General features: G+C 66.6%; 20 protein-coding genes. 13 read left to right on the forward strand and 7 right to left on the reverse strand.

Annotated elements, in window-relative coordinates:
* Window positions 1-6 precede the first annotated feature (6 nt).
* Genes MJ606_RS16710 through MJ606_RS16720 form a run of 3 tightly spaced genes read left to right on the forward strand, consistent with a single transcriptional unit; the run spans window position 7 to window position 8265 of the window.
* Window positions 7-6120, forward strand: coding sequence for an Hpt domain-containing protein (locus tag MJ606_RS16710; RefSeq protein WP_243050684.1), 6114 nt, complete (start codon window positions 7-9; stop codon window positions 6118-6120).
* Window positions 6113-7792, forward strand: coding sequence for a chemotaxis protein CheB (locus tag MJ606_RS16715; protein WP_243050685.1), 1680 nt, complete (start codon window positions 6113-6115; stop codon window positions 7790-7792). Before MJ606_RS16710 ends, MJ606_RS16715 begins: the two co-directional genes overlap by 8 nt.
* Window positions 7789-8265, forward strand: coding sequence for a chemotaxis protein CheW (locus tag MJ606_RS16720; RefSeq protein ID WP_243050686.1), 477 nt, complete (start codon window positions 7789-7791; stop codon window positions 8263-8265). The genes MJ606_RS16715 and MJ606_RS16720 overlap by 4 nt, the downstream gene beginning before the upstream one ends.
* A 20-nt stretch (window positions 8266-8285) precedes the next feature.
* Here the strand turns inward: MJ606_RS16720 and MJ606_RS16725 are convergent, their stop codons facing one another.
* Entirely contained in the window at window positions 8286-9020 is a 735-nt protein-coding gene (locus MJ606_RS16725; protein ID WP_243050687.1) for a 16S rRNA (uracil(1498)-N(3))-methyltransferase, read from the reverse strand.
* Window positions 9021-9194: 174 nt separating this feature from the next.
* Here MJ606_RS16725 and MJ606_RS16730 point away from each other — a divergent pair, with 174 nt between their 5' ends.
* Entirely contained in the window at window positions 9195-9554 is a 360-nt protein-coding gene (locus tag MJ606_RS16730) for a hypothetical protein (RefSeq protein ID WP_243050688.1), read from the forward strand.
* A gap of 28 nt (window positions 9555-9582) precedes the next feature.
* On the opposite strand, the gene MJ606_RS16735 is transcribed toward MJ606_RS16730, so the two are convergent.
* On the reverse strand, window positions 9583-10944 hold the full coding sequence (locus MJ606_RS16735) for an adenosylmethionine--8-amino-7-oxononanoate transaminase (protein ID WP_243050689.1): 1362 nt from the start codon (window positions 10942-10944) through the stop codon (window positions 9583-9585).
* Window positions 10945-10994: 50 nt separating this feature from the next.
* On the opposite strand from MJ606_RS16735, the gene gspN reads away from it, so the two are divergent.
* The 4 genes from gspN to cysQ are packed head-to-tail and all read left to right on the forward strand — an operon-like array spanning window position 10995 to window position 13953.
* Window positions 10995-11780: a type II secretion system protein N gene (gene gspN / locus MJ606_RS16740; RefSeq protein ID WP_243050690.1), complete on the forward strand. Its 786-nt coding sequence runs from the start codon at window positions 10995-10997 to the stop codon at window positions 11778-11780.
* Window positions 11777-12565, forward strand: a complete 789-nt coding sequence (locus tag MJ606_RS16745) for an inositol monophosphatase family protein (protein WP_243050691.1) — start codon at window positions 11777-11779, stop codon at window positions 12563-12565. The genes gspN and MJ606_RS16745 overlap by 4 nt, the downstream gene beginning before the upstream one ends.
* Before the next feature lie 9 nt (window positions 12566-12574).
* Window positions 12575-13129: an ADP compounds hydrolase NudE gene (nudE, locus tag MJ606_RS16750; RefSeq protein ID WP_243050692.1), complete on the forward strand. Its 555-nt coding sequence runs from the start codon at window positions 12575-12577 to the stop codon at window positions 13127-13129.
* On the forward strand, window positions 13126-13953 hold the full coding sequence (gene cysQ / locus MJ606_RS16755) for a 3'(2'),5'-bisphosphate nucleotidase CysQ (RefSeq protein ID WP_243050693.1): 828 nt from the start codon (window positions 13126-13128) through the stop codon (window positions 13951-13953). Before nudE ends, cysQ begins: the two co-directional genes overlap by 4 nt.
* 12 nt (window positions 13954-13965) lie before the next feature.
* On the opposite strand, the gene MJ606_RS16760 is transcribed toward cysQ, so the two are convergent.
* The 4 genes from MJ606_RS16760 to MJ606_RS16775 are packed head-to-tail and all read right to left on the reverse strand — an operon-like array spanning window position 13966 to window position 16905.
* Window positions 13966-14973 (reverse strand): AraC family transcriptional regulator, encoded by a 1008-nt coding sequence (locus MJ606_RS16760; protein ID WP_243050694.1) that lies wholly within the window; start codon window positions 14971-14973, stop codon window positions 13966-13968.
* Window positions 14955-15734, reverse strand: coding sequence for a DNA-binding domain-containing protein (locus MJ606_RS16765; protein ID WP_243050695.1), 780 nt, complete (start codon window positions 15732-15734; stop codon window positions 14955-14957). The genes MJ606_RS16760 and MJ606_RS16765 overlap by 19 nt, the downstream gene beginning before the upstream one ends.
* On the reverse strand, window positions 15731-16579 hold the full coding sequence (locus MJ606_RS16770) for a DUF692 domain-containing protein (RefSeq protein WP_243050696.1): 849 nt from the start codon (window positions 16577-16579) through the stop codon (window positions 15731-15733). Before MJ606_RS16770 ends, MJ606_RS16765 begins: the two co-directional genes overlap by 4 nt.
* Before the next feature lie 44 nt (window positions 16580-16623).
* Window positions 16624-16905 carry a hypothetical protein gene (locus tag MJ606_RS16775; protein WP_243050697.1) on the reverse strand — a complete coding sequence of 94 codons (282 nt, stop codon included), beginning with the start codon at window positions 16903-16905 and terminating at the stop codon, window positions 16624-16626.
* Window positions 16906-17110: 205 nt separating this feature from the next.
* Between MJ606_RS16775 and MJ606_RS16780 the strand changes: the two genes are divergently transcribed.
* From MJ606_RS16780 to mazG, 4 genes are all read left to right on the forward strand, one after another.
* Entirely contained in the window at window positions 17111-17650 is a 540-nt protein-coding gene (locus MJ606_RS16780) for a DoxX family protein (protein WP_243050698.1), read from the forward strand.
* A gap of 107 nt (window positions 17651-17757) precedes the next feature.
* Window positions 17758-18141 carry a thioredoxin family protein gene (locus MJ606_RS16785; protein ID WP_243050699.1) on the forward strand — a complete coding sequence of 128 codons (384 nt, stop codon included), beginning with the start codon at window positions 17758-17760 and terminating at the stop codon, window positions 18139-18141.
* A complete protein-coding gene (locus MJ606_RS16790; RefSeq protein WP_243050700.1) occupies window positions 18141-18869 on the forward strand; it encodes a cytochrome c biogenesis CcdA family protein in 729 nt (242 codons plus the stop codon). Before MJ606_RS16785 ends, MJ606_RS16790 begins: the two co-directional genes overlap by 1 nt.
* A 70-nt stretch (window positions 18870-18939) precedes the next feature.
* Complete coding sequence (gene mazG / locus MJ606_RS16795) at window positions 18940-19746, forward strand: nucleoside triphosphate pyrophosphohydrolase (protein WP_279236953.1); 807 nt, start codon at window positions 18940-18942, stop codon at window positions 19744-19746.
* Window positions 19747-19824: 78 nt separating this feature from the next.
* On the opposite strand, the gene MJ606_RS16800 is transcribed toward mazG, so the two are convergent.
* Window positions 19825-20349, reverse strand: coding sequence for a hypothetical protein (locus MJ606_RS16800; protein WP_343214827.1), 525 nt, complete (start codon window positions 20347-20349; stop codon window positions 19825-19827).
* A 128-nt stretch (window positions 20350-20477) separates the two neighbouring features.
* On the opposite strand from MJ606_RS16800, the gene MJ606_RS16805 reads away from it, so the two are divergent.
* Window positions 20478-21245 (forward strand): DUF4097 family beta strand repeat-containing protein, encoded by a 768-nt coding sequence (locus tag MJ606_RS16805; protein ID WP_243050701.1) that lies wholly within the window; start codon window positions 20478-20480, stop codon window positions 21243-21245.
* The last annotated feature ends 146 nt before the right edge of the window (window positions 21246-21391 follow it).

Consider the following 21391-nt stretch of genomic DNA (forward strand, 5'->3'; position numbering starts at 1 on the left):
GGGCGCATGAGACTTCAAGACCATATCGATTTCACCACCCTGCAGTGGGTCAAGCCAGAGCTCGACGAGACGCTGGCATCCGCCCGCGAGGCGTTGGAGTCCTACGTCGACAACCCGGGCGACCGGGATGCCATGCGTTCCTGCGCCGACAGCCTGCACCAGGTGCAAGGCACGCTGCGCATGGTCGAGCTCTACGGTGCCGCCATGGTCACCGAGGAGATGGAGACGCTTGCCATCTCGCTGCTGGAAGACCATGTCGCCGATCGCGAGAATGCCTACGCGGCGCTGATGCGCGGCCTGATGCAGCTGCCCGATTACCTCGAGCGGCTGTCCGGCGGCCACCGTGATGTGCCGGTGGTGTTGCTGCCGTTGCTCAACGACCTGCGTTCCAGCCGCGGTCAGCAGGCGCTGCACGAGTCGGCGCTGTTCGCGCCCAATCTCGACATGGCGCTGCCGCCGCAGGTACCGGCGGCGGCCCATGACGCCGCGCCGGAACGCCAGCGCAGCGAAGTGTCCACCTTGCGCCTGCGCTTCCAGCAGCAACTGCTGTCCTGGTTCCGCGGCCAGGGCAACGACCAGCAGCTGGGCGGCATGATCCAGACCCTGGACGCCATCACCGCGCGCTGCCACAGCGTGGCGGGTCGTCGCCTGTGGTGGATTGCCGCCGGCGTGCTCGAAGGCATGCAGCAGGGCGCGCTCAAGGCCCAGGCGGCCGAGGTGCGTCAGCTCATCGGCAAGGTCGACCGCAGCATCCGCCAGCTGGTGGAACAAGGCGAGGCCAGCCTGCGTGGCGGCGATGCCGACGAACTGGCCCGCAAGCTGCTCTACGTGGTGGGCCAGGTCAGGCAGGGCAGTCCGCGCATGGAGCTGCTGCGCCAGACCTACGCGCTCGATGCATTGCTTCCGGAAGAGAGCGAGATCGAACACGCCCGTGGCTCGATGTCCGGCCACAACCGCGCGCTGCTCGACTCCGTGGCCAAGGCCTTGAAGGACGACCTGCTGCGGGTGAAGGAATCGCTGGACCTGTTCCTGCGCCAGACCGACGCCGATCCGGCCCAGCTGGCCAGCCAGACCGAAGTGCTCGAACGCGTGGGCGACACGCTGGGCATGCTGGCCCTGGGCGTGCCGCGCCGCGTGGTCAACGAACAGCGCCGCGTGCTGGACGAAATCGCCACCCGCGTGCGTGCGCCCGACGAAGAGCTGCTGCTCGACGTGGCCGGTGCGCTGCTGTACGTGGAAGCCTCGCTGGACGACCACATCGAAAGCCTGGGCGCCGACGAAGAGATTCCCGCCGACACCTCCACCTCGATGCTGCCGCGCAGCGAGGCCCGTCACATCCTCGCCACGCTGATGCACGAGGCCACGGCCAACACTGGCAAGGTGAAGGAATCCATCGTCGCCTACGTCGAATCGGGTTGGCAGCCGCAGCAACTGGCCGAAGTCGGTCCGTTGATGGACGAAGTGGCGGGCGCCATGCGCATGCTGTCCGCGCCGCGTCCGGCCGAGCTGGCCGAGGGCATCGGCCGCTTCGTGGGCAACGAACTGTTGGCTGACCGTCGCGTGCCCAGCAGCGCGCAGATGGATCATCTCGCCGATGCACTGGCGGCCCTGGAGTACTACCTCGAAGCCGCGCGTGAACACCGTGGCGGCCTGGAGCACATCCTGGACGTGGCCGAGCACAGCCTGAGCACGCTCGGCTATTGGCCGCTGCCGGCCGCGCGCGTGGCAGATCCGGGCGAACTCGACGAGGCGCCGGAGCATGTCGCCAAGGCCGCCGATGCCGCCCTGGCCGCCGCCCTGGCCAACCAGCCGGAGCTTACCGAGAGCGTCAGCCTGAGCCATGGCGACGACCTGTCCGGGCTCATCGTCGGCAGCAGCGACACGCCGCCGCCGGTGGAGCACGAGATCACCGGCCTGCGCCTGGCCGATACCCAGCACATCGCTCCGCAGGAGGCTTTGCAGGGCGATGAGAGTGAGTGGATCGAGATCGAAGAGGAAATCTTCGAGCAGGTGCCGGTGGCCGGCAGTGCCGTGGTCGATGCGGGTTTCCAGACCAGCACGGCAGGCATCGATGACGACATCCGCGACATCTTCCTGGAGGAAATGCAGGAGGAAATCGACAACCTGCATGCCGCCCGCCAGTCCTGGCTGGCCGACCCCCAGCAGCTCGATGCACTGGTACCGATCCGCCGCTCCTTCCACACCCTGAAGGGTTCGGGCCGCCTGGTGGGTGCCTCCACCCTGGGCGAGTTCGCCTGGAAGGTGGAGAACATGCTCAACCGCGTGCTGGATCAGTCGATCCAGCCGCACGCCGGCGTGCAGGAAGTGGTCACCGCCGCCATCGACGCCCTGCCGCCGCTGCGCGCCGCGCTGACCGGCGAGGGCGTGCTTACGGCGCCGATCGCCGCCATCATGGAAACCGCCGAGCGATTGTCGGCCGGCCATGAAGACGCACGCATCGCCGACGTGGCCCCGGTTGCCATGGAAACCGTGCGCCGCGTCGTGCGCCGCCGCGTGCCGCGCCTGGATGCCGCGGTCGCCGCCGTGCCCACCGCCAGCCTCGCCGACATCGAAGCCACGCCTGCGGCGCCGGTCGAGCACGCGGACATCGTCATCGAAGCGCCGGTGATGCCGCCGATCGATCCGGTGCTGCTGGAGATCCTGCGCAGCGAAGTGGCGCAGTATCTGGCCACCATTCGCACGGCGATCAACCGCGTCGACGGCGAACTGCGCGTCGACGACAGCCTGCTGCGTGCCGTGCATACGCTGCACGGTGCGATCGCGATGGTCGACATTCCGCTGCTCACGCATTTGCTGTCGCCGCTGGAAAGCCTGCTCAAGCGCCTGCGCGCAGCCGGCCTGCCGTTGTCTGACGAAGGCGTGCACCTGCTCAGCCGCAGTGCCGATGCCGTTGACCATGTCATGGGCCAGTTCGACGCGCCGTCGCCGCAGTTGCCGGACATCGATGGGCTGATCCAGCGCCTGATCGAGCTGCGCGACAGCCAGCCCGAGCCGCAGGTGGCTCACGTACTGTTCGAGCCGCATGCCGACGACCTGGCCGACGGCGCCGTGCCGCTCAGCGATGCGGAGCATGAACATGCGCTCGCCGCCTCGCTCGACGCGGCGCTGCATGACGCTTCCGGACACGCGCCCGACGCCGGCTCCGCGCCGGTGCCACCGGAACAGCACGGCACCGACCGCTACACCGACGAACTGCTGGCCGCGCTCGGCGAGTTCGACCTGGATGCGCACCTGCCCGAAGCGGAACCGGCATCGCCGACGCACCACGTCGAAGAACCCGCGGCTGCGGGTGCTGCCGATGAGAGCGACTTCGAGGCCGCCTACGCCGATCTGCTCGGCGAAGCCGACACGCTGGACGTCGATACGGCCAGCGAAGAGGTGGCCAAGCCGGTGGAAGGCGAGGCCGTGCACGACGTCGATCTCGAACTCGACGAGGCATCGCTCGCCGCCTTGCTGGAAGAGATTCCGCACAGCGCTGTCGTCGAGGAGACGACGGCAGCCGGCGACGTGCCGGCTGCCGAGCCTGAAGCACATGTCGAGCCCGAGGCACCTGTCGAGGAAGCGACCGAGGTTGTAGCGCAGGAAAGCGCCGGGGCACCGGTCGAGGCCATCGAGCCCGCCAGCGTGGAAACGGTCGAGGCCGCCGCGCCTGCCGTCGAAGAACCGGTCGTGGCGGAAGAGCCGGTGGCCATCGAGCCGCCGGAGCACCTCGCGTCGACCGAAGCAGCCGCAGAATCCCAGGTACTGTCGCCCCACCAGATCGATCCGGACCTGCTCGAGATCTTTATCGAGGAAGCCCGCGAGATCCTCGATCATTCCGATGGCGTGCTCGCCCAGTGGCGCGCCGAGCCTTCGGCGATCGAGCATGTGGCGGAACTGCAGCGCGACCTGCACACGCTCAAGGGCGGCGCGCGCATAGCCGGCATGGTGCCGGTGGGCGACCTCACGCATGCCATCGAGACGGCGCTGGAAAAACCGTTGCAGGCCGATTCGGCGCATACCGGCGAGTTGATCGCCGCGCTGGAAGCCGGTTTCGACCAGCTGCACGGCCTGGTGCAGCGCGTGTCGCAGGGACGCACCCTCGATTATCCGCAGGCGATGATCGACCGCTTCCTGGCGATGGCCGATACGGCGGATACGGCCGAGGCCGCGGAACCCGTCACGGCGAACGTGGTGCCTTTCCCGGAGCGGCTGAAGCTGCCCGAGTTGTTGCCGGAAGAGCGCGAAGAAATCCAGGGCGCTCCGCAGGAACAGATCCGCGTCCGCGCCGAATTGCTCGACACGCTCGTCAATCATGCGGGCGAGGTGGCGATCTACCGTTCGCGCCTCGAGCAGCAGGTGGCCGGTTACCGCTTCAATCTGGTCGAGCTGGACCAGACCGTGCAGCGTCTGCGCAGCCAGCTGCGCATGCTGGAGATCGAAACGGAAGCGCAGATCATCGCGCGTTTCCAGCGCGAGCATCGCGAAGCGGGCATGGCCGTGTTCGATCCGCTCGAGCTCGACCGTTTCTCCCAGTTGCAGCAGTACTCGCGTGCACTGGCCGAGTCGGTATCCGACTTGGTGTCCATCCAGAGCATGCTCGATGAACTGACCCGCCAGGCGGAAACCCTGCTGATCCAGCAGTCGCGCGTCAGTTCGGAGCTGCAGGACGGCCTGCTGCGCACGCGCATGCTGCCGTTCGACACCATGGTGCCCAACCTTCGCCGCACGCTGCGCCAGGCGGCGCAGGAAGAGGGCAAGAGCGCCCAGCTGTACGTGGAGGGCGCCCACGGCGAAATGGATCGCAACCTGCTCGACCGCATCAAGGCACCGTTCGAGCACATGCTGCGCAACGCGGTGGCGCACGGCATCGAGACGCCGGCCGAACGCCGCCAGGCGGGCAAGCCGGTCGAAGGCGCGGTGCGCATCCGAGTGACGCGCGAGGCCACCGAGGTGGTGGTGCGCGTGACCGACGATGGTCGTGGCCTCGATCGCGAGGCGATCCGCAAGCGCGGCGTCGAGCGCGGGCTGGTCCGCGCCGATGCCAAGCTCAGCGATGACCAGGTGCTTGCGCTGATCACCCAGCCCGGCTTCTCCACCGCCAGCACGGTGACACAGCTGGCCGGTCGCGGCGTGGGCATGGACGTGGTGGCCAACGAGATCAAGCAGCTCGGCGGCTCGCTGTCGATCGAATCGAAGAGCGGCGAAGGCACCACCTTCATCCTGCGCCTGCCGTTCACGCTGGCGGTCACCCAGGCCATCCTGGTGCGCATCGGCGAATCCACCTTCGCCATTCCCATGACCTCGGTGCAGGGCGTGGCGCGCATCAGCCCGTCCGAACTGGCCGAGCGCCTGGCCGATGGCGAACCTTCATTCCCCTATGCGGGCGAGAACTACAGCATCCACGACCTGTCCGAACTGCTCGGCATCGTGGGCGGCCACGGCGGTGACGAAGAACAGCTGCCATTGCTGCTGACCCGCGCCGGCGACCTGCGTGCCGCCATTCGCATCGACGCCGTGATCGGCTCGCGCGAAATCGTGGTGAAGTCGGTCGGCCCGCAGATCAGTTCGGTGCCCGGCATCCTGGGCGCCACCATCATGGGCGATGGTTCGGTGCTGATCATTCTTGATCTCGCTCCGCTGGTGCGCCACGGCGTCGCCCGTCGCCTGCAGCGCCTGGAAGAAGGGCTCAGCGCGGTCGCCACCCCGGTGGTGGAAGAAGTCCGCGTGCGTCCGCTGGTGATGGTGGTCGATGACTCCATCACCATGCGCAAGGTCACCGGCCGCGTGCTGGAGCGCCACGAGTACGAGGTCAGCACGGCCAAGGACGGTGTCGATGCCATCGAGAAGCTGCACGATCGCGTGCCCGACCTGATGCTGCTCGACATCGAGATGCCGCGCATGGACGGTTACGAGCTGGCCACGCACATGAAGGCCGATCCGCGCCTGCGTGATGTGCCGATCATCATGATCACCTCGCGCACCGGCGACAAACATCGCCAGCGCGCCTTCGACATCGGCGTGGATCGCTACCTCGGCAAGCCTTACCAGGAAGCCGAGCTGTTGACCCAGATTGGCGAAGTGCTCGAGCAGCGCGCCATGGAGTCGCTCAATGGCTGAATCGGCTACCGCAGTGGCGCTTCTGTTCGACGATGTCGAGCTGGGGAGCCAGCTACGCGACGCGCTTCGCGAACACGGGGCGCGCATCGTGCACGAGGGCGCGCTGGCCACCCTGGATCGGGAAGTGCTGGACGGCAGCGGCGCCGAGGTCGTGGTGGTAAACCTGGACGAGGATGCCGACGGCGACCTCGACCGCCTCTACGAACTGCTCGATGGCAACCATCCCCGGGTGGTGTTCAATGATGCGCAGGCCAGCCGCCGGCTCGATGGCTGGGATCGGGCGCGCTGGGCTCGCCACCTGGCCGTCAAGGTCATGGCGGAAGGGGATTTCGATCCGCCGCGCCCGCTGGATGCGCCCGCCGTGCCGGTGGCCGCCGAAGGTCTTGCCGTGGCCGAAGCACCGCGGGAAGCCGTGCCGGCCGTCGCCGAGACGGTTGCTTTGGAATCGAGCCACGAGGCGTTTTCCGCGCTCGACGCTTTTCACGCACCGGCGGCGCCGGAAAGCATCCATGCGGCCGAGTCCGAATCGCTCGCGGCGGAGCTGGAAGCCTTGCTGGCCGCGGACGACGACCCGCCCCTCGAAGAGGAGCTGGGCAGCGGGCTGAAATTCAGTGCGGATGACGTGCTGCCACCACTGCACGATGGTCATTTCGGCGTGGATGCGCTGGCGACACAGGGCCCCGCGCCGGTGGCACAGAACGAGGCGGAGCAGGAACAGGACGCCGCCGTGCGGCCCATGCCTTCGTTCCAGCTCGATCACCTGGATCTGGCACCGCTCGATGAATCATTCATGCCGGCAGTTGCTGCTGTGCCGATCGCGGCAGAACAGGAACCGTCGTCCTTGCTGGGCTCGGCGTCTGCCTGGGCCCTGGTCGACAATGACGAGGCACCGGCGGCGGTGCCGCCGCGCCCTTCCGAGTTCGGCATCGAGAAGCTCTCCGCAGCGGATTTCCTCGCGCCCCAGGGCGGCAGCGAGGAGGAGTCCGACATTCGGCCGGGCATGAGCCTGGAGCTCGTGTCGATCGAGGAAGCGATTGCGCCCACGGTGCATGACGGCACCGGTCACGAGATGCTGCTCAGTGACCTGGATAGCGCGATCAGTCGCGTACTGGTGCTGGGCGCCGCGGCGGACAGCGTCGATGCGGTCTGCGCGTTCCTGTCGCACCTGCCCGGCGACCTGCGGCTGACCGTGCTGCACGTCCAGCATCTGGCCGGCACGTCGGCCGATGCCCTGGCCCGGCAATTGGACCAGCACAGCCGGTTGCCGGTACGGGAGGCGGTGCATGGCGCGCGAGCGCGTATGGGTGAAGTACTGGTAGTGCCCGATGGCCAGCAGGCGCGGTTGCATCGCGACGGCCGTATCGAACTGCAATCGCTGGACAGCCCGAACGTGCAGAGCTCGCCGATCGACGCCAGCTTCACCATGGCGGCCAACGTCTTTGGTCGCAGCGCGCAGGCGATCGTGTTTGCCGGTCAGGCCAATGATGCCCTGGGTGGCTGTCAGGCCATTCATGACCGGGGTGGTCAGGTTTGGGTGGAAGCGTCATCCGATGGGCATTTCGCCGATATGGTGCACGGCATCGAAGCTGAGCGCCTGCATAGCTATTCCGGCACGCCCGCTGAGCTGGCGGCGCGCCTGGTCGAGGAGATGTCGATGGAGGGCCGGCGATGAGCGAACTACCGCTTCCGCGTGAAATTCGTTGTGTACTGGTGCCGGTGGGCAACCTGCGTTTGCTGCTGCCCAATGCCACCGTGGCCGAAGTGATCACCCTGCCCACGCCCGAACCGGTGGAAGGGGCGCCTGCCTGGCTGCTTGGCCGTATTGCATGGCGTGGCTGGCGCGTGCCGTTGCTGTCGTTCAGCACCCTGGCCGGGGCCAACGACGGCGATAGCGAGCAGGCCGTGCGCGTGGCCGTATTGAAGGCGTTGGGCGGTCATGCCGAACTGCCGTTCGTGGCGGTGATCACCCAGGGTTTTCCGCGCCTGACCACGCTCAACGCCGAGCTGATCATTCCCACCCATGACGGCGTACCGTTGCCGCCGGGCGTGCGCGCGCAGGTGCTGGTGCGTGACGACGTCGCGGTCATCCCCGATCTGGAAGGCATCGAAGCGGAGCTGGTCGAGCTGCTCGACCTGGCCAGCTAGACCGCCTTGGCACACGGCGACTAGACGTCGCCGTGCAGCGCCTGCAGCGCCGCCAGGGCGGCCAGGCCGGCGGTTTCCGTGCGCAGGATGCGCGGGCCCAGCCGCAATCCCTGGAAGCCGGCCTCGGTCAGCGCGGCCACGTCCCGGTTACCCAGTCCCCCTTCCGGGCCAACCACCAGGATGCCCCCGGCCGGTGCGAAACGCAGCTCGCCGGCCCTGTGCGTGCCTTCCGGCAGCAGGGCCAGGCGCAGGGCGCCGTGGTTCTCCAGGGAACCCAGCCACGCATCGAGCGCGATGGCCGGCATGACCTCGGGCAGGCTGGCGCGGCCGCTTTGCTCGCAGGCGCTGGCCACCACGGCGCGCCAGTGGAGCAGGCGTTTCTCGGCGCGTGCCGCATCCAGCCGCACTTCGGAACGCTCGGTGAGCAGCGGCACGATGCGCGCCACGCCAAGCTCGGTGGCCTTCTGCACGATCAGGTCCATCTTCTCGCCCCGCGCCACGCCCTGCGCAAGGGTCAGCCGCAGCGGCGATTCGTTGTCGATGGGCTGCGACGACAGCACCTGTACGCTCACGTCGCGCTTGCCCACCGCCTGGATGACGGCGGGGTAATCGTGGCCGTCACCGTTGAACAGCGTGATGCCATCCCCGGCGACCAGCCGCAGCACGCGCGCCACATGCTCCCCGGCCTGCGCGGGCAGGCCCAATTCAAGGCCGACGGCCAGGGGATGGTCGACATGGATGCGGATGGTGCGCATGGAGCGATTCGTGCCGTCAAAACGGCGAGCATAACGGACGCGCGAAGCGCCGTCCCGCGCGGGTTGCGGGGCAAAAGCTGAACGAACGGGTGAGGCAAAGGTAGGAGCCATTGCCTGAAGGACTACATCGGCGCAGCATGAAGTCAGGCCCGTTCCCTTCCGGAGGCGGAAGTCATGTCCAAGCCCACTCAACCGACCCTGCTCGCCTTGCTCATCGCCCTGGGGGCGACCACCGCAGCCGTGGCGCAGGACACCACGGCGCCCGCCGCCGACGCGTCCCATATGCACGCCTTGCCGGGCGGGCAGATCAGCCCCTATACGCCGACGCAGGCCGATCAGCAGCCGGTGCCCAAGCCGGGCGACCGCAACTGCCTGCAGACCACCGGCAGCCTGATCAAGCCCAAGCCGGGCAACTGCCTGCCGGTACACGGCAACAGCTACAGCAAGGAAGACCTCGATCGCACGGGCCAGCCGAATGTAGGGCCGGCACTGCAGATGCTCGACCCGAGCATCACCGTGCGCGGCGGCCACTGACGACCGCGGCTGACCGTGGCGCGGCCGCTCAGCCCGCCACGGCGCGTTCGATGCCGCTGGTGGCGACGTCCACCAGGTGATCGATGTCCTGCGTGGTGACCACATAGGGCGGCATGAAATAAATCACGTCGCCCAGCGGACGCAGCAGCGCGCCGTTTTCCAATCCGTGCAGGTACACGCGCAGCCCCCGTCGTTCGCCGGGCGGGAAGGGCTGGCGGCGGCGCTTGTCGGCCACCAGTTCCACCGCGGCGATCATGCCGGTCTGGCGTACGTCCGCCACATGCGGGTGATCGCGTAGCGGGGCCAGCCGCGATGCCAGGTGGGCCGCCAAGGCCCGGTTGCGTGCCAACACCGGTTCGTCCCGGAAGATGTGCAGGGTTTCCAGCGCCACCCGGCAGGCCAGCGGATTGCCGGTGTAGCTGTGCGAATGCAGGAACGCCTTGCCGGCGCTGTATTCGGCATAGAACGCCTCGTAGACGTGCGTGGTGGTGAGCACCGCCGACAGCGGCAGGAAGCCACCGGTGAGCCCTTTGGACAGGCACATGAAGTCCGGCGCCACCTTGGCCTGCTCGCAGGCGAACAGCGTGCCGGTGCGGCCGAAGCCCACGGCGATCTCGTCGGCGATGAAATGCACCTGGAACTCGTCGCACAGCGCGCGCAGTCCAGCCAGGTAATCCGGGTGATACATGCGCATGCCACCGGCGCATTGCACCAGTGGCTCGACGATGACCGCGCACACTTCGTGGGCGTGCCGTTGCAGCAGCTGCCGCAGCTCGCCGAGCCGGCGCTGCGCCAGCTGTGCGGCGCTCTCGCCGGGCTCGGCCTCATAGGTATCGGCGGAGGGCGCGAGAATCGGCGTGAGCAGCAAAGGCGCATAGGTCTTGCGATACAGCGCCACATCGCTGACCGACAGCGCGCCCAGCGTCTCGCCGTGATAGCTGCCGGTAAGCGCGATAAACCGCGTCTTCTCGCCATGGCCCTGGTTGAGCCAATAATGGAAGCTCATCTTGAGCGCCACCTCGATCGCCGCCGACCCATTGTCGGCGTAGAACACGCGTTCCAGGCCGGGCGGTGTCACGCGCACCAGCTCCTCGGCCAGCGCCACGGCCGGCTCATGGGTGAAGCCGGCGAATATCACGTGCTCGAGCGTGCGCGCCTGCTCGGCCAGTGCTGCCGCCAGGCGCGGATTGGCATGCCCGAACAGGTTGGTCCACCACGAACTGATGCCGTCCAGGTAACGGCGCCCATCGGTGCCGACCAGCCAGGCGCCATCGCCGCGGGCGACCGGCACCATCGGCACCGTTTCGTGATCGTGCATTTGCGTGCAGGGATGCCACAGGTGTTGCAGGTCGCGGCGCACCAGCGCATCGACGGCGGGGAAGGTATTCATCCGGCTATGATCGGTGCTTGGAGCACCTTCACTCAAGTCCGGGAGTCGTTTTGAAGCGTTGGCGTATGGGGCTGGCCGGCCTGTTGGCCTTGCTGGCGATCGGCTTCCTGCTGCTGTGGTTCCTGCCCGCGCGCTGGGCCATGCCCTGGCTGGCCTCCCGTTTGCCGGGCGTGCGCCTGCAGGCGGTGAGCGGCCTGCTGTGGGATGGCCGTGCCGGCCAGGTGCTTTCCTCCCGCGGCGAGAACCTGGGCCAGGTCAGTTGGCAGCTATCCCGTCGCGCGCTGCTCGGCGATACGTTGTTCAGCGTGAACCTGAGCGGTCCCCGGGTGGATTTCAGCGGGCAAATGGCGGGGCGCAACGGCGCCGATGCGCTGTGGACGGACGTCCATTTGCATGCCGACCTCAATCTGCTGCCGGCGAACATCACGCTTCCCATGGGGCGGCCCCGGGGCACCGTCGAGCTGACGGCATCGCGCATCCAACTGCATGGCGGCTGGCCGTTGGAACTGGAGGCCCAGGTGCAATGGCAGCGCGCCACGCTGCTCACGCCGCGCCATGGCGAGGTATCGCTGGGTACGCTGCAACTGGCCGTGCAGGGCAGTAACGGCGTCATCGGCGGACATCTGCAGGATGACGGACAGGGGCCGCTGCATATCGATGGGGAACTGCAGCTCAGCCCGCTGGCTCGCCGCCTTACGGCGCAGGCATCGACGCGCGGTGCGAATGCGCCGCTGCAACGTTGGCTGACCAGCCTGGGCAGCACCGATGCCGGCGGCATCACGCATATCAACTACAGTGGCGGCCTGGCCGCCGCGATACCCGAGGGGAGACGATGAGCGAACTGAATCTGCCGCATGCCCTGCAGGCCGCGCGCGAAGCCGCCCAGGCGGCGGCCGAAGTGCTGCTGCATTATTGGCGTCGCGGCGTGGACGTGGAGCTCAAGAGTGACGACACGCCGGTGACGGTGGCCGATCGCGAGGCGGAGCTGGCGATCCGCAAGGTGTTGCAGGCCGCGCTGCCGCAGGCCTCCATCTATGGCGAGGAATTCGGCCGCGACGGCGACGGGCACGAACTGCTGTGGCTGGTCGATCCGCTCGACGGCACCAAGAGCTTCGTGCGGCGCACGCCGTTCTTCTCCACGCAGATCGCGTTGATGCATCGCGGCGAGCTGGTGCTTGGCATTTCCAGCGCCCCGGTCTATGGCGAGACGATGTGGGCCAGTGCCGGAGCCGGCAGCTGGTTCGAAGGCGAGCGCGTGCAGGTGGCGGCGACCGCCGAGTTGGCGCAGGCATCGCTGTCTACCGGCAACCTCAAGTCGCTCACCACCGATGCGCGCTGGGACGCGCTGGGTGCGTTGATCCGCGACAGCAACCGCATTCGTGGCTATGGCGATTTCTGCCACTACCACCTGCTGGCGCGCGGCGGCCTGGACCTGGTGCTGGAGTCGGACGTGAATATCCTCGATATCGCCGCGTTGGCGGTGATCGTGCGCGAGGCGGGCGGCGTGTTCACCGATCTGGACGGCCAGGCGTTGACCCTGGACACGCGCAGCGTGCTGGCGGGCGTACCCGCGCTGCATGGCCTGGCCCTTTCCCGGATGGCCGAAGCGCTTAGGCGCTAGAATGCCCGAATGCGCAAACCACCGATCATCCATGCGACCCGGGACGTGCACGACAGCGGCTTCCTGCATGTCGAGCAACTCGACCTCGAATTCTCCAATGGCGAGCGTCGCACCTACGAGCGCCTGAAGGGCAGTGGATTGGGCGCGGTGATCATCGTGCCGATGATCGACGATGAGACCGTGCTGCTCGTGCGCGAATACGGTGCCGGCGTGGGGCGCTACGAACTGAGCCTGCCCAAGGGCCGGCTGGATCAGGACGAGACGGCCGAGCAGGGCGCCGACCGCGAGCTGAAGGAAGAAGTCGGCTACGGCGCGCGCAAGCTGAAAATACTGCACAACCTGTCGTTGTCGCCCTCCTACATGACGCATATGGCGCATGTGGTGCTGGCGCAGGACCTGTACCCCGAGCGCCTTGACGGCGACGAGCCGGAAGAACTTGAAGTGGTGCCGTGGAAGATGGACGAACTGCACAAGCTGATCGCGCGCGACGACGTGACCGAAGGGCGCTCCATCGCCGCGCTGTTCATGGCCCGCGAGTATCTGGCCGGGCGCTTCCAGCCATGAGCGGCGACGCCCCTGTTTCCGCCTTGCTGCAAGCCATCGCCGATATCGCGCGCCGCGCCGGCGCGGCCATCCTGGACATCTACGGCCAGGATTTCGCGGTGGAGCACAAGGCCGATGCCTCGCCGCTGACCGCTGCGGACCTCGCCGCACAACGCGTGATCATGGCTGGGCTGGCCGAGCTCGATCCCGCGCTGCCGGTACTGTCGGAAGAGGCGCGCGCGGCGTCCTGGTCGGAACGTCAGCGCTGGACGCGTTACTGGCTGGTCGATCCGCTCGATGGCACGCGCGAATTCGTCAAGCGCAACGGCGAATTCACCGTGAACATCGCACTGGTGGACGCGCACGAGCCGGTGCTCGGCGTGGTGCTCGCGCCGGTGACCGGTGAGCTATACGCCGCGGCGCGGAACGAGGGTGCATGGCTGCAGGTGACCGAAGACGCACCGTGGCTGGCACTGCACACGCGCGACCTGGCCGAGCCCGCCGTGGCGGCCGGTAGCCGCTCGCATGGCGCCAATACCCACGAGATGCTGCAGGCGCTGCTGGATGCGGAATATCAGCCGCTGCCGATGGGCTCGTCGCTGAAGTTCTGCCTGATCGCCCGGGGCGATGCGGATATCTACCTGCGCCTGGGCGCCACCAGCGAGTGGGATACCGCCGCCGCGCAATGCGTGCTGGAGGAAGCCGGCGGCGCGCTGCTGAACCTGGCGGGCGACCGGTTGCGCTACAACACGCGCGACTCGCTGATCAATCCCGAGTTTCTTGCGGTGGGCGACAGCGCCATCGATTGGTCGGAGCGTCTGCGCCACGTGGTCACGCAAGGCTGACCGGCACGGCGCTCAGTTGAGTGCCGTGCTTACGACGTCTGCGCGGATCTTGCCCGGACTCATGCCGCTGACCCGTTTGAACAGCCGCCGGAATGCCGCTTCGCTGCTGTAGCCCAGTTGCTGGGCGATGCCGGCGACGGATTGTTGTCGATCGCGCAGCAGCTGCGCGGCGATGCTTACCCGCCATTGCGTGACGTACTGCATCGGCGGCATCTTCATCAGTTGGGTAAACCGCTCGGCAAACGCCGAGCGCGACATGCATGCGGTGGCTGCCATCGACTGCATGGTCCAGGCTTGTCCAGGGGCGTCGTGCACCGCGTGCAGCACTTTGCAGATGCGCGGATCGGCAAGGGCGGCAAATAGCCCGCGGCGCTCATCGGTGTAGCGGGCGTAATGACAGATAGCCAGGGTGAATAGCGCATCGGCCAACTTGTTCAGCAGCACCTGACGACCGACCAGTCCCTCTTCGACGATGCCCACCATCATGGAAGAGAGCTGCCGAAAGGTGGGGCCGGCCTCCTGTGAGCGAACGACGAAGCAACTGGGCAGCGCGTGGCTGAGCGGGTGATGCGCGTTGCCGAAGAAGCGCAGTTGGCCGCAGATCATGCTGGTACGGTCGGTGTCGCGTGACGGGCCTTCAGCGCTGGCACTCAGGCAGTGGGGATCGCCGTGCGGCAATACCACCAGATCACCGGCCTCCAAGGCTAGCGCGGACTCCAGGGCTGGGCCTTCGAGCCGGCAGCGACCGGCGCCTACCAGGTGGAACAGACCGCTGGTATAGCGCGGCGCATTGAGGAACCACGAGCCGCAGCGATGCAGTTCGGCGACCACCTCCACGCGTAGCATCGACTGATTCAGCAGGGACTCGAGCGCCGGCTCGATCAGCGAGGGCCGGGGGCGATCGGCCAATGCCGGGTGCGATTCGATGTACATGGCGATCCTTCCGTCGTGATGCGCTATGACATCTATTCGCCGGAAGCCGCCGGGGGTTACATGCCGGGCTAAGACAGCTCCATGCAAGCAATCAATCCATCGTCCAGCCAGCGGTGTAGCAACTGGGCGGCACGAGGCATGGCAGTGGCGGGGCCATGACGGTCGGACAGCCGCTCACAGAGTTGGGAGAACGTCCCGCCCTGGATAAGGGTGGTCAGCGCAAGCCTTTCGTCATCAGCGACAGGCCGATAACGCACCGCCAATGCCTGCCGCCATACCAGTAGATGGCGGCGCTTCGCGTAGCGGCGCAGATGGGGCCTTGGCATGCCGCGGTCGGCGGCACGGCGGAACGCGTCGATATTGCACTCGTATGGCAACAGCTGCAGATGCCCCTGTGTGCGCAGCCGCAGATTGACCCAGGCGTCACCGGGCAGTTCGGCCAGATCGTCCGGGGCAATGACCGCCTCATCGGCCGCATCAAAAACGGTCGATATGGCCCAGTCGAGACGCGCCATATCCGCCAGTGCCGGCTGCCTGCTCCACGGCAGGCCATAGTCGAGAAACGCAGCCAGCCCGGCGCCGTGCCAGCGGATGTTGTAGTGCCCGGACGGATGCGCCTCGATGTAGCCAGTGAGCAGATGCTCGAAGCGCCTCCCCGCCATCAGCGCCAGGCCCGGGAATTCCGAGGCCAGGGCGTCACGCAGGCGGATGCGATAGCCGTGACGATAGACGTCCAGACGGTCGGATGAGCTGGCCAGTCCGTCGCCGGGCCAGCCATCCGGAAGGTGCGACTGGTCGGCCAATACCGCCTGCTGCACCTGTTGCTGTAGCGCCCGCAGATCGCTCACGCGGCCTCCTGCAGCAACGGCTCGGCCAGCTGGCGCGCGTGCGCCAACTCGGCCAGCAATGCGTCGAGCGGCGGAATATGGTCGTCGCGCTCGATCATGGTGGATACGCGGCCGAAGCGGCGCACCGCCTCCACGTAGAGCTGCCATACCGGGTCGACGATGGGGGCATCGTGCGTGTCGATGATCAATTGACTGGCATGTTCATGCCCGGCCAGATGGAACTGCTGCACGCGCGACGCCGGTATGCCATCGAGATAGGCCAGTGGCGAGAAGCCATGGTTATGTGCGCTGACATAGATGTTGTTGATGTCGAGCAGGATCAGGCAGTCGGCCCGCGTGGCGACTTCGGCGAGAAATTCCCATTCGGTCAGTTGCGACTCGGCAAAGCGCAGGTAGCTGGAGACGTTCTCCAGCAGGATGCGTCGCCCCAGTCGCTCCTGTACGCGCTGCACGCGCTCGACCACATGCGCGAGGGCTTCCTCGGTATAGGGCAGCGGCATCAGGTCGTGAAGATTCACCCCTTGCACGCCGGTCCAGCACAAATGATCGGAGATCCACTTGGGTTGAACGTGGCGCGCCAGTTCGGCCAGTCGTTGGAGATAACCCTCGTCCAACGGATCGGTGCCGCCGATCGACATGGATACACCATGCATAACCAGCGGAAAGCGTTCACGGAAGCGCTCCAGCCACGCCAGCGGCCGTCCGCCGGGGATCATGTAGTTCTCGGAAACAATCTCCAGCCATTGGACCGGGCCGGGGCGTTCGAGCAGGCTCTCGTAGTGATCGACGCGCAGGCCCAGGCCGTAGCCAAGGCAGGGCAACTTGGGAGTGTCGTGAATGTTCATGAGAGGAGGGCGGGGCCTGCAGGTGACAGGCCCCGCCGTGGCGATCAGGAGGCCTGCTTCGCCGCTGCCTGTGCAGCCGTACAGTCCTGCTGGGACTTCTGCATGGTGAAGCCCTGGCCCTTGCACGAGTTCTGGCCCTTGCAGGAGTTGGTGGCCTGCTTGCAGGCACCCTGGCCCTTGCAGGAGGACGAGTTCATGCATTTGACCGAGGCGGTGTCACCGCTGGTGCTGGTCTTGTCGGCTGCCGTGGCGGACAGCGAGGTCATGGCGAACAGACCGGCGACCATGATGGCCATGGCGCCGCCATTGAGCTTGTTGGTCTTCATGAGTGGATTCCTGTAGTCGGTGGCCGCCATCAGGTGCGGCATGGAGGGATGTCTTGCCGGGTCGCGTGATGGTGCCGATCGGAACCCGACCGTTGCATTGTCGATAGCCACGCGCGTCGCTGGCTGCCTCTGTGCATCCCGTTTTTGTGCCCGATCGTCCGGCTTTGCGGGGCCACTGACAGGACTGGACGCGCGGCAAGAAAGCATGGACGAAGAGGCATGGCGAACGCGTGAAACGCGTGAGCATGATGTCGACCACTCAATCTTTCCCGGGACTCCTGCGATGCAACGGTTCATTGCTGACAATGCCACTCGCGTACTGGCCATGCTGCACCGCGTGCGCTGGCTGGGTCCCCTGGTGATGCGCGTAGTGTTCGGCTATTTCTGGCTGGAAACGGGTATCGCCAAGGTGCAGAACATCGCTGGTTTTACGCAGCGCTTCGTGGGCTGGGGCATTCCGTTTCCGGCTTTCAGCGCGACCTTGTCGGCCTGGACCGAACTCATCGGCGGGCTACTGTTGATGCTAGGCCTGTTCACGCGGCTGGTGTGCGTTCCCATGCTCATCAACATGGCGGTGGCTGTCACCTTGGTCGTCTCGAGCAACCTGATGGGCCTGGACGATTACGTCGAGGCGGATGAAGTGGTGTACAGCCTGATCTTCCTCTGGCTGCTGATCGCCGGTCCTGGCAAGGTCAGTGTCGACACGCTGCTGGCGCGCTGGCTGGGCATTCGAACCCAGAGTTGACCGACACGGATGACGCGCGGCAGCACCCTCCCCAGGTAACCCCTGCAGTCACCGCGGCGAAGAACCTGATAGCGGGATAGACCATCATCACAAGGAAATACACCGTCATGAAACCGTTGGCAAAAACGCTTGTTTGCTCGCTGCTGTTGCTGCTGGCCTCCGCTACGCTCGCCGATGAGGTGCCGTTCAACCGGGCGCAGTTCGACCGCGACAAGGCGGCGGGCAAGCCGGTGGTGGTGTACTTCCACGCTGACTGGTGCCCCACCTGTCGAGTGCAGAAACCCATCGTGGACAAGTTGGCGATGGAGCCTTCGCTGCGACCGATCACCATCTTCGTGGCGGATTACGACACGGAAACCGCGCTGGAGAAAACACTGAAGGTCGGCTCGCAGTCGACGTTCGTGGTGTTCAAGCAGGGACATGAGGTCACCCGTTCCACCGGCCAGACGCAGGAGTCGGTCATTCGCTCGGTGCTGCAGCAGGCGCTGTGATGGATTTTGGCGCAGGCACCTATGCGGTGAGTTTTGCGGCAGGCGTGGTGTCGATCCTGTCGCCCTGTGTGTTGCCGATCCTGCCCATCCTGATCGCATCCGCGTTGTCGCGGCATCGCCTTGGCACGGCGGCGCTGGCGCTGGGGCTGGCATTGTCGTTCGCGGTGGTGGGCACGTTTATCGCCACCGTCGGCGCATCGATTGGCCTGGGGGCGGAGACGCTTCGGCGCGCCGCTGCCGTACTGCTGGTGTTGTTTGGCGCGGTGATGCTCTCGACGCGTTTGCAGGGGCTTTTTGCCCGGCTCAGCTCGCGGCTGGGTTCGTCCGGACAGCGGGCCCTTGGCGCGATCAAGGGCGAGGGCCCGGCGAGCCAGTTCCTTATCGGCTTGCTGCTGGGCCTGGTGTGGAGTCCTTGCGTAGGGCCTACGCTGGGTGCGGCCACCACGCTGGCGGCACAGGGACGCGACCTCGGCCAGATCGCCTTGCTGATGGCGGTATTTGGGCTGGGAGCCGGATTACCGCTATTGCTGCTGGGTGGCGTGTCTCACGCCACCATGATGCGGATGCGCGGCTCACTGGCCTCGTTCGGGCACACGGCCAAGGCGGTGATGGGGGGCTTGTTCGTGCTGTTTGGCACGCTGATCCTGAGCGGGCTGGATCGCAAGCTCGAAGCCGTGCTGCTGTCGATCAGCCCGGACTGGCTGACCAGTCTGACCACCTCGCTGTGAACCCGCTTCGCCGGGCAAGGCGTTCTGGGGCATGATCGTGGCTCCCCTCGCCACGCGTAGCCCGACCTTCATGACCCGTCACAGCCTCGATGATCTGCTCGCCATCATGGCCCGTCTGCGTGATCCACAGAACGGCTGCCCGTGGGATGTGAAGCAGAATTTCGCCACCATCGCGCCGTACACCATCGAGGAAGCCTACGAGGTGGCGGACGCGATCGATCGCCAGGATTGGCGCGACCTGCGCGATGAACTGGGCGATCTGCTGCTGCAGGTGGTGTTTCACGCGCAGATGGCGAAGGAAGCCGGCCTGTTCGATTTCGCCGATGTGGCGCACGCCATCAGCGACAAGATGCTGCGCCGTCATCCGCACGTGTTTGGCGACGAAAGTTACGCCGACCTGGAGGCCCAGAAGCGGGGCTGGGAAGACATCAAGCAAGCCGAGCGCGCCGCCAAGGGCGAGCAGCATGACGACAGCGCCCTCGCCGGCGTATCGCGCGGCCTGCCCGAATGGAAGCGTGCGCTCAAATTGCAGGAGCGTGCGGCCAGGGTCGGTTTCGACTGGCCCGATGAACGTCCCGTGCTCGACAAGCTGCTGGAAGAAGTGGACGAAGTGCGCGCCGAGTTCGCCGATGGCCGCGATCCGCAGCGCTTGCAGGACGAGATCGGCGATGTGCTGTTCGTGGTGGTGAATCTGGCGCGCCACGCCGGCGTCGATTTCTCGCAGGCGCTGCGTCACGCCAACGCAAAGTTCGAGCGGCGCTTCCGCCGGATGGAACAGCTGGCGCGCGACGATGGCCAGCCTTTGCCGCAGCGCAATCTGGTGGAGCAGGAGGCGCTGTGGCAACGCGTCAAGCGCGTGGACGAAGCGGCCACCTGAAAAAGGAGGCACGGGCTCTGGGGTTCCCGTGCCTCAGGACAGGGCGCTGCCGGACGGCAGTGCCGATTCTTCTTCTGGTTATGGCTGGGCGGCCGGCGCCGGAGCCGGCTTGATCGGGCCGCGGTGCTGCTCCCAATCGCTGCGCATCTTGTCGAACTCGGCGCGCTGCCTGGCCTCGTTCGCCAGGTTCTCGTCGAGACTCTTGCGCAGCGTGGCAATCGCCTGATCCGGATTGGCCGGTGCCGACTGCGCGCGGGCGAGCTGGTGGTAGACGTAGGTGCGCACGCGCGGATCCTGCGACTTGGACAACACCTCGTTGTACAGGGCCGGCAGCTCCTTGCTGCGGCCGCTTACCTTGTACAGATGCTCCAGGGCGCGCAGGTCATCGATGACGGCCGAGCCCGGCCCGCCAAAGCCGGGACCAAAGCCCGGGCCACCCCGGAAACCGTCGCCGCCGTGACCCGGTGCCGGTGCCGCCTTGGGGGCCGCCGCCGGCGCGTTCGGGGCCGCGTCCTGGGCGACGGCGAGTGCGGCCGTGCCGGCAATCAACAGGGCGAACGTGGAAGCGAGCAAGGTCTTGCGCTGCATGGTCGTGGCTCTCACGATGGATGTCCTGCCTCAAACGTATTTTCGTCGTGCCGGTTGACCATGCAGGACATCGCGGGTGGTTTTTCAACCTTTTGCCCGCCTGGCACATCCCATGTGGGACTGATGACCCCAAGGAGTTCTCCATGCGCCGCCTTCTTCTCGCCGCTCTTCTGCTCGCACCGCTGGTCGCGCAGGCCGACAATTGCAAATACCAGGCGCCACGCAATCTCACGCTCGACCTCAATGGCGTGCGCGAAGTGGAAGTGGATATACACAGCTACGACCTGCACCTCAGCGGCAGCGACAGCGCCAAGGGCGGTACGTTGACGGGGCGGGCCTGTGCCTCCGATCCCAAATTGCTGGATGACCTGGTGGTGACGCAGCGGCGCGAGGGTGATCGACTCATCGTCGAGGCCGGCGGCAAGAGCCACCTCGTGTTCGGCTTTTTTGTCTACACCAGTCTCGACCTGAACCTGCAACTGCCCACGCAGATGCCGGTGGTGCTCAATGTCGGCTCGGGCGATGCATGGGTGACCGGGCTGCAGCGGTTGAACACCCAGGTTGGCTCGGGTGATCTGCATGTGAGCAAGATCGGTGGGGCGTTTGCCAGCAGCGTGGGCTCGGGCGATGTGGACGCGAATGACGTGGGTAGCCTCGACCTGGGTTCCGTGGGTTCGGGCGACGTCAAGGTGAATGGCATCCGTGGCGACGCGCGTGTCGGCAGTGTGGGTTCCGGTGATGTCACCCTGACCCAGGTTGGCGGCAGCGTGCGTGTCGATACGCTGGGTTCGGGTGATCTGCGCGTGCGCGATGTGCGCGGCGATTTCAGCGTGGGTGCCAAGGGTAGTGGCGATATCAGTCACTCGGGCGTGCAGGGCAAGGTCAGCGTACCGCACGATCGCGATGACTGAATCTGGGCAAGCGCGAGGCGCGCTCGCTCTTGGCCCGTCGTCCCTGCGGAAGCGGGGACCCAGTGGCTGTGCGCTTGATGGTGGCGTTATCGCCGCAGGCGAGTCCAATCGCCATATCGCGACAACCCGGCACACAGCCACTGCTG

The sequence above is a fragment of the Dyella sp. RRB7 genome (assembly GCF_022761115.1).
GTDB lineage: Bacteria > Pseudomonadota > Gammaproteobacteria > Xanthomonadales > Rhodanobacteraceae > Dyella.